The 13,308-nt window shown below is 41.1% G+C and carries 15 protein-coding genes, 1 tRNA gene and 1 pseudogene; 6 read left to right on the top strand and 11 right to left on the bottom strand.

Annotated features, from left to right (window positions below; translation table 11 throughout):
• Window positions 1-31: 31 nt before the first annotated feature.
• Window positions 32-493 (top strand): annotated as a pseudogene (locus tag HMPREF1536_RS07495) (class I SAM-dependent methyltransferase); the annotation flags it as partial.
• A 128-nt stretch (window positions 494-621) separates the two neighbouring features.
• Complete coding sequence (locus HMPREF1536_RS07490) at window positions 622-1,203, top strand: hypothetical protein (protein ID WP_028726421.1); 582 nt, start codon at window positions 622-624, stop codon at window positions 1,201-1,203.
• 116 nt (window positions 1,204-1,319) lie between these two features.
• Here HMPREF1536_RS07490 and arsM read toward each other — a convergent pair whose 3' ends face one another.
• From arsM to HMPREF1536_RS07475, 3 genes are all read right to left on the bottom strand, one after another.
• Window positions 1,320-2,129, bottom strand: a complete 810-nt coding sequence (gene arsM, locus HMPREF1536_RS07485) for an arsenite methyltransferase (protein WP_028726420.1) — start codon at window positions 2,127-2,129, stop codon at window positions 1,320-1,322.
• Window positions 2,130-2,203: 74 nt separating this feature from the next.
• Complete coding sequence (locus HMPREF1536_RS07480; protein ID WP_028726419.1) at window positions 2,204-2,530, bottom strand: ArsR/SmtB family transcription factor; 327 nt, start codon at window positions 2,528-2,530, stop codon at window positions 2,204-2,206.
• A 108-nt stretch (window positions 2,531-2,638) separates the two neighbouring features.
• Entirely contained in the window at window positions 2,639-3,625 is a 987-nt protein-coding gene (locus HMPREF1536_RS07475; protein ID WP_028726418.1) for a sensor histidine kinase, read from the bottom strand.
• A 201-nt stretch (window positions 3,626-3,826) separates the two neighbouring features.
• Here HMPREF1536_RS07475 and HMPREF1536_RS28115 point away from each other — a divergent pair, with 201 nt between their 5' ends.
• Window positions 3,827-4,153, top strand: a complete 327-nt coding sequence (locus tag HMPREF1536_RS28115; protein ID WP_028726417.1) for an ADOP family protein — start codon at window positions 3,827-3,829, stop codon at window positions 4,151-4,153.
• A gap of 55 nt (window positions 4,154-4,208) precedes the next feature.
• Window positions 4,209-5,042: a hypothetical protein gene (locus HMPREF1536_RS27025; protein ID WP_028726416.1), complete on the top strand. Its 834-nt coding sequence runs from the start codon at window positions 4,209-4,211 to the stop codon at window positions 5,040-5,042.
• 660 nt (window positions 5,043-5,702) lie between these two features.
• Here HMPREF1536_RS27025 and HMPREF1536_RS28110 read toward each other — a convergent pair.
• A complete protein-coding gene (locus tag HMPREF1536_RS28110; protein WP_028726415.1) occupies window positions 5,703-6,071 on the bottom strand; it encodes an ABC transporter permease in 369 nt (122 codons plus the stop codon).
• 253 nt (window positions 6,072-6,324) lie between these two features.
• On the opposite strand from HMPREF1536_RS28110, the gene HMPREF1536_RS07460 reads away from it, so the two are divergent.
• A complete protein-coding gene (locus HMPREF1536_RS07460) occupies window positions 6,325-7,083 on the top strand; it encodes a class I SAM-dependent methyltransferase (RefSeq protein ID WP_028726414.1) in 759 nt (252 codons plus the stop codon).
• Between the two features lie 19 nt (window positions 7,084-7,102).
• On the opposite strand, the gene HMPREF1536_RS07455 is transcribed toward HMPREF1536_RS07460, so the two are convergent.
• A complete protein-coding gene (locus tag HMPREF1536_RS07455; RefSeq protein WP_028726413.1) occupies window positions 7,103-7,576 on the bottom strand; it encodes a GNAT family N-acetyltransferase in 474 nt (157 codons plus the stop codon).
• 102 nt (window positions 7,577-7,678) lie between these two features.
• Window positions 7,679-7,762 (bottom strand) — tRNA-Leu (locus HMPREF1536_RS07450).
• 176 nt (window positions 7,763-7,938) lie between these two features.
• On the opposite strand from HMPREF1536_RS07450, the gene HMPREF1536_RS07445 reads away from it, so the two are divergent.
• Complete coding sequence (locus HMPREF1536_RS07445; RefSeq protein ID WP_028726412.1) at window positions 7,939-9,021, top strand: mannose-1-phosphate guanylyltransferase; 1,083 nt, start codon at window positions 7,939-7,941, stop codon at window positions 9,019-9,021.
• Here HMPREF1536_RS07445 and HMPREF1536_RS07440 read toward each other — a convergent pair.
• The 5 genes from HMPREF1536_RS07440 to aroQ all read right to left on the bottom strand — a co-directional run bounded on the left by HMPREF1536_RS07440 (window position 9,014) and on the right by aroQ (window position 13,273).
• Window positions 9,014-10,237, bottom strand: coding sequence for an FtsX-like permease family protein (locus tag HMPREF1536_RS07440; protein WP_028726411.1), 1,224 nt, complete (start codon window positions 10,235-10,237; stop codon window positions 9,014-9,016). The two genes, HMPREF1536_RS07445 and HMPREF1536_RS07440, sit on opposite strands and share 8 nt — an antisense overlap.
• A gap of 12 nt (window positions 10,238-10,249) precedes the next feature.
• Window positions 10,250-10,585 carry a 30S ribosome-binding factor RbfA gene (gene rbfA / locus HMPREF1536_RS07435; protein WP_028726410.1) on the bottom strand — a complete coding sequence of 112 codons (336 nt, stop codon included), beginning with the start codon at window positions 10,583-10,585 and terminating at the stop codon, window positions 10,250-10,252.
• Window positions 10,586-10,597: 12 nt separating this feature from the next.
• Window positions 10,598-11,224: an O-methyltransferase gene (locus HMPREF1536_RS07430; RefSeq protein ID WP_028726409.1), complete on the bottom strand. Its 627-nt coding sequence runs from the start codon at window positions 11,222-11,224 to the stop codon at window positions 10,598-10,600.
• Window positions 11,225-11,349: 125 nt separating this feature from the next.
• Window positions 11,350-12,801, bottom strand: a complete 1,452-nt coding sequence (pyk, locus tag HMPREF1536_RS07425; protein WP_028726408.1) for a pyruvate kinase — start codon at window positions 12,799-12,801, stop codon at window positions 11,350-11,352.
• A gap of 55 nt (window positions 12,802-12,856) precedes the next feature.
• The gene (gene aroQ, locus HMPREF1536_RS07420; protein ID WP_028726407.1) at window positions 12,857-13,273 is read right to left on the bottom strand and encodes a type II 3-dehydroquinate dehydratase; all 417 of its coding nucleotides are present in this window, start codon (window positions 13,271-13,273) and stop codon (window positions 12,857-12,859) included.
• Window positions 13,274-13,308: the final 35 nt, after the last annotated feature.

The following is a 13,308-nucleotide window of genomic DNA, read 5'->3' as shown; positions in this document are numbered from 1 at the left end:
ATAGCGACAGGAGTAACTTTTCCCCTCTAGACATGATGTGATTGAACATATTGAAGATAAATCTCAATTCCTGTCCGGTATGAAACGTTATCTATCGGCAGGCGGTGTGCTCTTTATCGCCTTTCCTGCCTGGCAGATGCCGTTTGGCGGACATCAGCAGATAGCACGGGGCAGGGTTGTTTCGCATCTTCCTTTCATACATTTGCTTCCACGGGTTTTATATAAATGGATACTGGAAACAGGCGGTGAAGAAGAAGATACAATAAAGGAGTTGCTGAGTATTAAAGAAACGAAATGTACCATTGAAATGTTCCGGAATCTTGTAAAACAGACGGGATATCATATTGTTGACCAGCAATTATTTTTTATAAATCCGCATTATGAGGTTAAGTTCGGATTATCACCGCGAAAGCTGGGTAGAGTTCTTTCTTCCATTCCGTATCTGAGAAACTTCTTTAGTACAAGCTGCTTTTATTTGTTGAAAACGAATTGAGTGTTAAAATATAAACTATATTTGTGCGAAGTATGTTTAAGCATTCAGTTTGAAGCCATGTGGATTGTTTTCTAGTGACTATGAGACTCTGAAGGGTTGTTTTAGATGTTTGTTAAATAGAAACGGTAATGAGTTTAGATATTAGTGTGTACTGTAAAGAATTGACGGATGATTTAATGCCGAAAATTGTAAAGCGACTCAATGATTATGATATGATTGTTGAAGTTCATCCCGATGTCATGTTCACAAACCAAACAGGTTTTTGTCCTTTTAAATTTCAGTTGACAAATCCACCAGCGGAGATACTGAGAGGAAAAGTATTAGTAAGTGGTTTTGAGCTGTATGTAGATGATTTTGATTTGGCTATTGCTAAAGAAGAATTAAAACCCAAATTAGGTTTTTGGGATAAACTCTTAGGGAAGAAACAGCCGGAAATTGCTTTTGCCACTCCGGATATTGAAACACGGCTGAAGGATTGCAGGAAAGTAGTTTCATTTGTATGGCATATGGGGGATAGCTTCGAATTAAGATTTGTCTCTATGGTAAGTGCAATACTTACAGAGTTGACAAATGGGGTTTGTACATATCCTGCCGATGATATTTGGTATGAAAATAAGAATATCGTGGAGGAGTTTTATAAAGAAGTTTGTGATTATGAGAAATCTTTAAGCGAAGAAGAACTGGAGTATCATGAGTTTGATGGATGGTGAGCGTAATATGAAGTAATATTGATTGATTTTCATGTTAAACGACACTGTTCATAAAATGTGGATATCCTATTTCACAATTTTATGAACAGTGTTGTGTCGAATAAAAAACTTTCACGCTATTGTTTCTCTCCTGTTACTGTAATAGAGTAGATTCCGACATTTCCTGATTTATATTTCTGAATTGTATTTTCATCCAGATGTTCATATAGTACTTCATCGGGGATAATTACTGTCTTAGTCCTTTCCACACGGATATTTGTGAAATTCACTTTTTCTATCTCTGCTAAATAGTCTTCTTTTTGAATGGCACTAGCGATACAGCCTGCATACATAGCGGCATTGTCGGTAAACTCTTTGGGGAATATCCCATTCAGTACGACATCAGAGATGCAAAAATGTCCACCCGGTTTTAATACACGGTAGATTTCTTTGAAAATAATATTTTTTTGAGGAAGCAGGTTTAATACACAGTTGCTGACAATCACATCTGCAGTATTGTCCGGTAAAGGTATATTTTCAATATCTCCTTCTAAAAAATCAACATTCGTATATCCCCGCTTGAGTGCATTGGCTCGTGCTTTAGCTATCATTTGAGGAGCAAAATCAATGCCGATGACTTTGCCGCTTTCACCAACCTCCGAGCGGGCTATAAAACAATCATTTCCTGCTCCTGAACCTAAATCGATAACGGTGTCCCCCTTTTTGATGTTGGCATATTGGGTGGGTAATCCACATCCAACTCCTAAATCAGCATCGGGTTCATATCCTTTTAGGTTTTTATAGTCTTCACTCATTATAGTGAATACTTTTTTTGATGGGGTTGCCGGAGATTTGCCGCAGCAGCAACCTTTTAGCGTGTCGGAATCTAATGCTAGTTCATTATAACGCTGTTTTACCAATTCTTTTAAATCCTGATTCTCTTTCATATTCTTTTTTATTTAAATTAAACCCATTAGGTTGTTCGTAAAAAAACGAACAATATTCTCAAAAAAAGGTGCTGTTATTCACAGCACGATGTATTTGTAGAATTACAATTATTCCAAAAAGCAGCAAATAAATTGCGGGCAAGTTCCCAATTTTCCCGGTTGATACAATACCTGACTTTAGGAGTTTCTATTTCTCCCTGGATTAATCCGGCATCTTTTAATTCCTTTAAATGTTGTGAAACAGTTGCTTTAGCAATTGGTAGTTCTTCGTGGATATCTCCGAAGAAACAACTATCCTGTTTGGCTAAAAAATTAAGAATAGCCATCCGTGCCGGATGTCCCATCGCTTTAGCAAAACGGGCAATCTGCTCTTGTTCTTTTGTATACTGTTTCGTTCTCATTATTCCTTTACTGTTTGTTGTTCGCAAAACTACGAATAATATTCTGCTTTCCAAATGTAACTTGGTATTTTTAGTCTATTTAAAGGTTTAGTATGATTTTGACAGGTGTCAAAAGCCGGGGAATGCCATGCGGAACACTGTTCCTTCTCCGGGCTCTGAGGTCACAATAAGTTCTCCGCCGTGGAGTTGCATAATGCGGCGGGATAGTGGCAATCCTATTCCGCTTCCTTCTTTTTTGGTGGAATAAAAGGGGGTGAAGATATCTTCCAGTCGGTTTTCCGGAATGCCTTCCCCATTATCAGTTACTTGTATGAATGAAAAGGTAGCTTCTTTTCCTGACTCAACCCTGATTTGTGGCTCCGGGTTATTTGCGGTGGCCTGTAAGGCGTTGCGGATAAGATTAATGAGTGCTAGTGTTATTAAGTTTTGATCCAGTAGGATTTCTATGTTTTCCGGTGAAATATAACGGATGTTCTCACTGCCTTGTTCCGAGTTTAATAAACGGTCAAGTTTATCAAACAAAGTGCTGATTTTTACTTTTACTTTGACCGGGTCAGGGAGGTGGGTTAACCGGTGATAGGCATTCAGGAAAGTATTCAGCTGTTGTACCTGCTGGTTAATGGTTTGCAGTCCGTCAATTGTTCCTTCTTTTCCGTATTCATCATTATATTTAATCAGGTCGGCCGACAAAGAGGCTATAGGCGTAATGGAGTTTCTAATTTCATGCGTCAATACCCGAATGATACTCTCGTAATAGAATCGTCGTTCCTCTAATTCGGTATGATTGTTTTCAAATTGTGTGATAATCCGGTTCATCTCCCGGAATAATCCGTTCAGGAATTTATCGTCCCCTTTTTCCGTGAAGTGGGCGTTGAAGTCGTTATTATTGATTGCGCTGAAGAAGCTTTCCAACTGGCGGTCTGTCTTGTCCATTTTCCTTATCAGCATAATAGCCAAAGCTATGATCATACAGATGCAGACAAATGCAAAGAATAGGGAAGTCCGGCTAATCAAAAGCCAGGCACCTGCAATCGAGAATAACACAATTCCTGTTATTCCGCTGATGATGACCCGGTGTAATCTGCGATTCAGCATATCCTTTATTGCAAAAGTACAATTTAAACTAATATGATGCATTCAAAGTACTCTGCTTTCGGCTGAATGTCTGATTTATGGATAGCCACTTCCCGAAATTGTCTAAAATTTAGACGATTTCACCTCTTTGTAATAGAGGAACGCTATTTTTGTTGTCAGGCAGACAGGGACTGACTAGTTTTGACAAAAAACAGAAATATCATGAGGAACATATCATTCAAACTTATATTTCGGAGTTGGTTACGTAATAAAACATTTACTGTAATCTCTATTCTCAGCCTGGCAGTCGGCATCGCCTGTACCAATTTGCTGGCCGCTTTCGTTATCCATGAGTATAATATAGAACAGGAGAATCCGAATAAGGATAGGATGGTAGTGGTTAAACAAACTATTTCGGGGGCAGGAATGACTGCCTTTAATACGGTCTCACGGGATATCACTTCCCAGTTACTCGCGCGTGTCCCGGAATTGGATAAGGCGTGCCGTGTACATTCTGATATTGGTCATAGCTTGTTTCAATTATGTTAATCTGAGCTTTTCACGTGTATTCAAACAGTTATACTCCCTGCATATACAGAAACTGATGGGTGCAGGAAGCGGACAATTGAGCATGCAATTATTTGCTGATACATTTATGACTGTTGGTTTCGGTTTCCTGATTGCACAACTGATACAATTCGACCTGTTGGGGATAATGAATCGCATCATGTCTATTCAGGTTCCGGTCAATTTCCTGTATAGTAGTCAGATGTTGCCGGTTACATTCGGGTTTATTCTTTTTCTGGCGTGTATTCCTGCTTTGTATATGAGCCGGCGTTTACCGGATATGTCGGTTTCCATGTATAACAATTTCTACCGGGGAAAAGCAAAAGGGCGTATCATTACCTCTCTGGCTATCGTTCAGTTTATTATTTCATTTATCCTGATAATCGGTAATATTTCCGTGCGGCGGCAAATCTCGCTTTTATATGATAAGGCTGAAAATTATAAAGGAATTTATACTTTTTCAGTCGGAGATAACGAGACATCTATGTTCCGGCTTAAAGAAAATATCGGTTCTCTTTCGGGCATACAGGCGGTGGCATTAAGCAATCCCATATATGAATGGCCTCTCGGTGAGTTTTCGCCGGATGGTACATATGAATCTTATACTTCAGAGGATGGCGATGAAGAAATAATGGAAGTTATGGGCTATAAGCTATTGAAAGGTCTGCCCTGGAAAGAGGCGATAGAAAGGTATCCGCATCCGGTTTATCTAAACCGTACATGGGCTCAAAGCTTGTTCCCGGATGGAGAACTGCCTGTCGGGAGTCTTATAAAAGAATACGAACCCCGATTGAAGGATCGTCCTCCTTTTGGCGATGATCATGTTATTGCTGGGGTTGTTGAAGATTATTTTATGTATGTCTTCAGGTAAACCTGCTTCCATCAAGACAAAGCTAATATCTTTTTTGGTTGAAGCGGAAATAATGATAGGAAATATTCAGTGTAAATAAAGCAACATACGGTATATCACATTTTACAGATTATCAAAATGTCATTTCATCCCCTTCATAAAGGTTCCATACGAGAAAGAGTAAGTGCTCGTATGTTATTACTTGGCTCCTGGAGAGTTGTATACATACAAAATATCGCTATTATTGAATATTATCGCACATAATAACACCCATCAGCCACCACAACAACCCAGACATAACTTTTATGCATATTTCAAGTTACTATTGATATTCATAACCCGCACACTTTTTCAGTCATTCTGGAAAGAAAACATGTTCAAAAACACACCTTTCAGCCACAAAAAAGCTTCAAAAAGAATACACGCGCGTCTAAATTAACATATTTTCGCTTTAAAACAAACCTATTTTCTACTTCAAGAGAATTTCATTTCGTTTTAAACGAACTTGAAATTCGTTTAAAACGAAATGAATAGTTGAAACCCAAGAACCAACTTGTTAATTAATGTATACAACGATTATACAGAACAACTATTTGAGCATATACACCTGTTACGAAAAATGCACATATACAGACATATCAACATGTATTTAGCGATATTTTTATCATTATAACAACTCTTTTACTCATCCCTCAACGCTTTAACCGGATTTCCGGAAGCAGCCCTGAAGCTATGCCAACTGACAGTTAATAACGTTATACCGACAACAATTAATAGTGACAAAATATATGTCCAGATGCTAAAACTCGCCCGATAAACAAAACTTTGCATCCATTGATTAAGCAGCCACCAGGTTATAGGGACAGCAACAACGAAAGCGCTCCCAATCCATATAATAAACTGACGATTGAGCAGTTTTATAATCTGCCAGGTAGTCGAGCCGTTTACTTTTCGGATCCCGATCTCTTTTGTTCGTTGTTCGATAGCATACAGCGCCATACCAAAAAGCCCGAAACAGGTGAGCAGAATACTGATAACTGAATACATCATCAACAAGTCAGACAATTCGAAAAGTTTCTTATTATTACCCAGCACTTTGTCATACAGGCTCTCATGTTCAAGGTATTTCCCCGGATAAAGTTTATCCCATTCCCTATAGATTTGTTTGATAACCGAAGTATTTCCGGGAGCGATACGGATTTTTAAGTTAGTTCCATCCCTGGTATAGCCAATAATACCTTTATCTATAGGCGTCTCAAGACTATTAGGGATATAAAGCTTAAAATATAATTTGAAGAACAGAATGAATACAGATTACAAGGTGGGCGATTTGATTTATGACGCAAATATTTATGACGGATTAAATACCTTCCTGTCTGATTTGCAATTTTACAAAAAGTGGCTGCCGAAAAATAAAGAGGCTAAAATACTAGAGCTTTGCTGCGGCACAGGTAGGCTTACAGTTCCAATTGCAAAGGCGGGATACAACATTTGTGGAGTCGATTATACTTCATCGATGCTTGAACAAGCAAAGGTAAAAGCTTCTGAAGCAGGATTAGAGATCAATTTTATTGAAGCAGATATTAGATCGTTAAACTTGCAAGAAAAATTCGACTTTATATTTATTCCGTTTAATTCGATCCATCATTTATATAAAAATGAAGATTTATTTAAGGCATTCAATGGGGTTAAAAATTATCTCAAAGAAGAGGGCTTATTCCTGTTAGATTGCTTTAACCCTAATATCCAATATATTGTTGAAGGTGAAAAAGAACAGAAGAAAATTGCTGAATATACAACTAAAGATGGAAGGGCAGTATTGATAAAACAAACAATGCGTTATGAAAGCGCAACCCAAATTAATCGCATAGAATGGCATTATTTTATAAATGGTGAGTTTCATTCAATCCAAAACTTGGATATGAGATTGTTTTTCCCGCAGGAATTAGACTCCTATCTGGAGGGGGCTGGATTTGAGATTATCCATAAGTTTGGGAGTTTTGAAGAAGAACGATTTGAAAACAAATCAGAGAAACAAATCTTTGTTTGCAAAACCATGTGAATCTATTTTTTGCGCCGCCTTATTTATGCAGTTCCTTGCTCATCTTGTAATTGATGAGACACAATTGATTTGCTTTCCGCTTTTGCTCTTCATCGACTTGAAAACCTTGTTTTTCAAAAAATGGTTTAGCCGTGATGCTAACCTCTGATGTTAATTTTTTCGCACCCTTTTCTTTCGCATATATTTCGAGGTATTTATACAAAGATGATGCAATGCCTTGATGCTGAAAATCTTTGTGTACAAACAACGCATGCATATAGCCAGCATCGTTTACAGACGCAAAACCTACAATCACTCCTTTTTCATTTTCAGCCACTACATAATGTTGCTCTTTGAGAAGCTCGTCCCAATGTGCAGCATCTGCTCCACAAGAAGCCCAGTCTTTCACTTCCTCAGCTGTATAGTCTTTTCGGTTTACAGTTAGAACGGTATTCTGATATAACTCTTTCAGAGCCGGAATATCTGATCGGTTTGCTTGGCGGATTTTATTCATTTCTAAATTATTATAGTGGGAATTCATGCTAGATACCAATGTTTAATTTTGAAATACTTCAAAGTAAAAAGCTCCTGATAAAATTTTATCAGGAGTTTTAAGTACCCAGAGCCGGGATCGAACCGGCATGGAAGTGAATCCACTGGTGTTTGAGACCAGCGCGTCTACCAATTCCGCCATCTGGGCATTTGTTTTTTTCTAATGCGTTGCAAAGGTACGCATATTTTTTATTCTTGCAAGCGTTCAGCTATTTTTTTTCAAATTATCTGTTACGGAAGGCTAATAATACAAGATAGGGAGACTAAATCCCGGATTATTTCGTTAACTTTGTAAGAGTATAATATAAAAACAACCTGTGTATCATGAAAGATAATTATTGCGTTATCATGGGAGGAGGGATTGGCAGTCGCTTCTGGCCTTTTAGCAGAGAAAGTTATCCTAAGCAATTCCTGGATTTCTTCGGAACCGGACGTTCTTTGTTGCAGATGACTTTCGACCGCTTTTCCAAGATCATTCCAACAGAGAATATTTTTATTGTAACAAATGAAGCTTACGCCGATCTGATCCAAGAGCAACTACCTGAGTTAAAAGAAGACCAGATCCTTCTGGAACCTGCACGTAGAAATACGGCACCCTGTATCGCATACGCAGCATATCACATCAAAGCATGTAATCCGAATGCCAATATCGTTGTAGCACCTTCCGACCATCTGATCCTAAAAGAAGATGTGTTCTTGAATGATGTTCAGCGCGGGTTGGATTTTGTTAAGGAGAATAAGGCACTGGTTACATTGGGTATCAAGCCCAGTCGTCCGGAAACCGGTTATGGTTATATCCAGAGCAGCGACTCTATGCTGGGAGAATTTACCAAAGTAAAGACGTTTACGGAAAAACCGAACCTGGAGTTGGCAAAGGTCTTTTATGAAAGTGGCGAATTTTTCTGGAACTCCGGATTGTTCCTGTGGAATGTAGATGCTATTCTAGATGCATTCAGCAAATACCTACCGGATATCGCTGTACGTTTCGATCTGGGTAAAGATAAATTCAATACGGAACATGAACGTGACTTTATCCGTGAGAACTTCCCTTATTGCCTGAAGATATCTATCGACTACGGTATTATGGAGAAAGCGGATAATGTATATATGTTGTGTGCCGACTTCGGTTGGGCCGATCTGGGAACCTGGGGGTCGTTGTTCGAACTGGCTCCGAAAGACGAGAACAACAATGCCGTATTGAAGAACAGTAATGCGCTGCTGTATGAAAGTTCGGGCAATGTGATCGCAGTAGGAAACCCTAAAAGGTTGACTGTTGTACAGGGACTGGATGATTGTATCGTGGCTGAATCAGGAAATGTACTCCTCATTTGCAAGAAAGACGATGAACAACGCATCAAACAGTTTGTTGCCGATGCGCAAATAAAACACGGGGCGGAATTTAATTAAACCATTTCTTCCCCAGATAATGAACGGGATACCAGGCGGCCATAAATCCAATGGCCGCTACCGTTACAAACGCTACCAGGATATCCGTAAAGATAACACGTACGGGATAAGCATCGATAATAAAGGCACCGGCCGTCTGTCCCAGTTTGATCAGGCCGAACGATTGTTGCAGCAGGCAAAGAACCAGGCCGATCACAATCCCTATCAACGCTCCGAAGCCGGAGATCATCCAACCCTCAAACAAGAATATACGGCGGATCAGGCTGTCGCTTGCTCCCATGTTGCGGAGTGTGCGTACATCATCCTGCTTCTCGATCATCAGCATCGACAGCGAGCCTACTACATTAAATAAAGCGATTGCCAGGATAAAGCAGAGGATCAGGAAAGTCATCCATTTCTCTATCTGCATCATTTTGAACGAGGCCTCTTGTTGTTCGAAGCGATCCCGGATAATGAACTCATCCCCTAAAATGCTTTTTATTTGCTTTTTTACGGAAGAAAGATCTGCTTTATCTGTCAGCTTCAATTCTATGGCGCTGACTTCTTTGTCATAATGGAACAGCTCGCGGGCCAGCGAGAGAGGTACAATCATATAGCCTTCATCGTAAACCTGTTGATTGATCATGAAAACTCCGCCGGTATAGGCATATTTCCAGTTGAACGAAGAAGAAGGATTTGATAAGTTGACCTTCACATCCCGTTTAGGCACATAAAGTTCCAGAGGAGAGGCGAAGCCCGGCCGTGCTCCCAACTTTGACGACAGGCCAACTCCCAGCAAGGCGTAGTCTGCCACTTCGTCTTGTAGTGTGAAATTTCCGTCTATCAACGCGCTATCCATCATGGTAAGATGCTGGTAAGCATCATCCACCCCTTTTACGACAGCTACATCCTGACGGTCGTGGTAGCGGATCAGGGCATTGTCCTGCAATGTCTCACTGAAAAAAGCAATATCCGGCAACTCCCTTATTTTCTGCATATCGGAGGTTGTCGGATCGAATACTTTTCCTGTCCGGGGCGTGATCTTCAGTTCCGGATCGAAACTGCTGAACATACCTGCAACCAGATCATTGAACCCGTTATAGACCGACAGGGCGCAAACCAATGCAATGGTAGCGACCACCACCCCGCAAACACATATCATCGATATGATATTGATCGCATTGTGGGATTTCTTCGAAAAGAGGTACCGCCGGGCTATATAGAACGGGAGATTCAAAGTTCGGATGTCTTATTTTTGAAGCAGTTTATCTATGTTTTCAATATAATCCAGCGAGTCGTCGATGAAGAAGCTCAGTTCGGGAATGATACGTACCTGCTTACCGATGCGTTTGCCCAGATCAAAGCGGATCGCTTTGGTATTGGCGCGGATCGATTCCAGCAGCTCTTCGCCTTTTTCGGAAGGGAAGATGCTCAGGTATGCTTTGGCTACACCCAGGTCGGGGCTAACGCGCACTGCACTTACAGAAATCAGAATGCCAGGCATTCCCTGGGTCTGTTTCTGGAAAATGTCGCCTAATTCTTTCTGGATCAGACGACCAATCTTATTCAGTCTTGTACTTTCCATATCGTTGTAATTTTACTTTTTCCAAATCATTGTCAGGCCGTCGCGAAGCGGAAGGATCACTTTCTCCACCCGTGGGTCTGCTTTTATTTTATCATTAAAACTAAGAATACCGATGGTTTGTTTATCTGCCGGGTGAGGTTTTTCCAATACTTTACCGTCCCAAAGCGTGTTGTCGGCCAGGATCAGGCCGCCGGGACGGACTTTCGGAAATACCAGATCGAAGTATTCTGAATATAGTCGTTTGTCTGCATCGATAAACACCAGGTCGAACGTTTCATCGAGCTGCGGGATGATTTCCATCGCGTCACCGAAATGCAGCATTATTTTATCTTTATAAGGAGAACGGGAAAGATACTTCATGATGAAATCTTCCATTTCATCGTTTATCTCAAGGGTATGGATCAGTGCATCTTCTTCAGTTCCTTCGGCCATGCAAAGAGTGGCGTAAGCGGTATAAGTACCGATTTCCAATACACGCCGGGGGCGTAGCATACGACAAAACATTTTCAGTATCCTTCCCTGCAAATGGCCGGACAGCATACGCGGACGCAGGAGGTTTACGTTGGCATCCCGGTTTAAGGAGGATAACAACTCGCCTTCTTCGTCACTGTGGGAGAGAATGTATTCGTCTAATGTCATTATAAATAAAGATGTTTACGGGTCAAATATACAAAGAAGATGTTACAAATAGTCTTTTTACCATGACAGACTTGATCCGTCACCGCACTTCGACTTTTATAACACCTTCTTTTATCTTTATCGGATTATTCTTTAAAAGTCGGCAGGGAATAGTTGCTTCCTGAATCCAACACTTTACCTACGTTGTTGATTTCAAGGAATGTCGTTCCGCCACCTTCGCCGAAGCTACCGCTCAGATAAGCTACCATGTCGTTGCGTGTGATACGTCCGCTTTTGATCAGTTCGTTCAGCGCACTGAAGAAATAACCGCGGCGGCTGTCGTCCCAGGGTTGATAAACAGCCCATACACCGTATGACAAAGAAAGCATGCGGGTTACACGCTGGTTATAACAGATCGCAAATACAGTGGATGTACCGCGGAATGCAGCCAGATAGCGTGCTGTACGTCCGGTATGGCTGTCTGTGATAATCGCTTTTACGTGCAGTTTGTTGGATGATTTCACCGCCTGTTTTGCCAGGAATGAAGTAACATCCAGGTCGTTCCCTTCGATAGGAACGCGGATATCGTTTGCGGCCAGCTTGGTCTTTTCAGCTTCGCGGGCAACCTTCGTCATTGTCTGGACTGCTTCCAGCGGATATTTACCATAAGCCGTTTCCCCGCTCAGCATCAACGCATCCGTACGATAATAGATAGCATTGGCGATGTCGGTCACTTCCGCACGGGTAGGACGCGGGTTCTTGATCATGGAGTGGAGCATCTGGGTAGCCACAATTACCGGCTTCTTCATTTCCACGCATTTGCGGATCAATACACGCTGGATGCCCGGGATCTTTTCTGCCGGAACCTCGATACCCAGGTCACCGCGGGCGATCATGATACCGTAAGTCACTTCCAGGATTTCGTCGATATTGTCGACCCCTTCCTGGTTCTCGATCTTGGAGATGATTTTGATCGGGCTTTTATGTTCGTCGAGGATCTGTTGGATATCCAATACATCCTGTTTGTTTCTTACAAAAGAGTGGGCGATGAAATCAAGGTCGTTTTCGATAGCCCAAAGAATGTTTTTACGGTCTTTTTCTGTCAGTGAAGGCAGGTTGATACGTACACCCGGAACGTTCACGCTCTTGCGGCTACCGAGTACGGCATCGTTTTGGACTTCGCAAACCAGGTGATCGTCATGTTTTTCGATCACTTTCAGTTCCAGGTCGCCATCGTCGATTAGGACATCGCTTCCGACGATGAGGTCGCCGACAAAATTCTTGTATGATACATAAATACAATCATGCGTAGTTTCACCGTTCGGATCACCTATGATCTTTACACGTTCACCAGTTGTAAACGGGATCGGTTCCTGGCATATCGTAGTACGAACTTCAGGGCCTTTTGTGTCCATCAGGATACCGATGCGGTCGGATACGGCACGGGCATTTGTTACGACACGGTTCAAACCTTCTTCCATCATGTGAGCCGTATTCAGGCGCACAACATTCATTCCTGCATTATACAGCGAACGGATGAATTCAACATCACAACGCTGATCAGAAATCGTAGCAACAATCTTAGTATGCTTTAACATATAACCTTATAAATATTATAACCTATTATTCCTTGTAAGAGTCGACAACAGTCAACTAGATAAGCGCTTCAAGCGCCAACCGGTATGAATCCAGACCGAACCCGAGGATCACTCCTTTGCAGGCAGCGGATATCATAGAGACATGGCGGAATGATTCGCGTGCATGTACATTTGAAATATGTACTTCTACTACCGGCGTATTTACAGCTTTTATGGCGTCATGTAATGCGATGGATGTATGTGTATATGCTCCCGCATTCATTATAATACCATCATAGTCGAAACCCACTTCGTGAATTTTGTTTATCATTTCACCTTCAATATTACTTTGATAGTACGCTATTTCGCACTGAGGATATCGGGCGCGTAGTTCGTCCAGATAACTTTCGAATGAAGCACTACCATACACTGTCGGCTCTCGTTTGCCCAACAGGTTAAGATTAGGACCGTTAATAATCTGAATCTTCTTCATTTTGCTGTAACTTTATTACCTTTGTACCACCTTGT

Origin of the sequence: Parabacteroides gordonii MS-1 = DSM 23371 (assembly GCF_000969825.1) — a bacterium.
Classification (GTDB): domain Bacteria; phylum Bacteroidota; class Bacteroidia; order Bacteroidales; family Tannerellaceae; genus Parabacteroides; species Parabacteroides gordonii.
The sequence above is the reverse complement of the archived record's forward strand: the minus strand, read 5'-3'. Positions and strand labels throughout refer to the sequence as shown.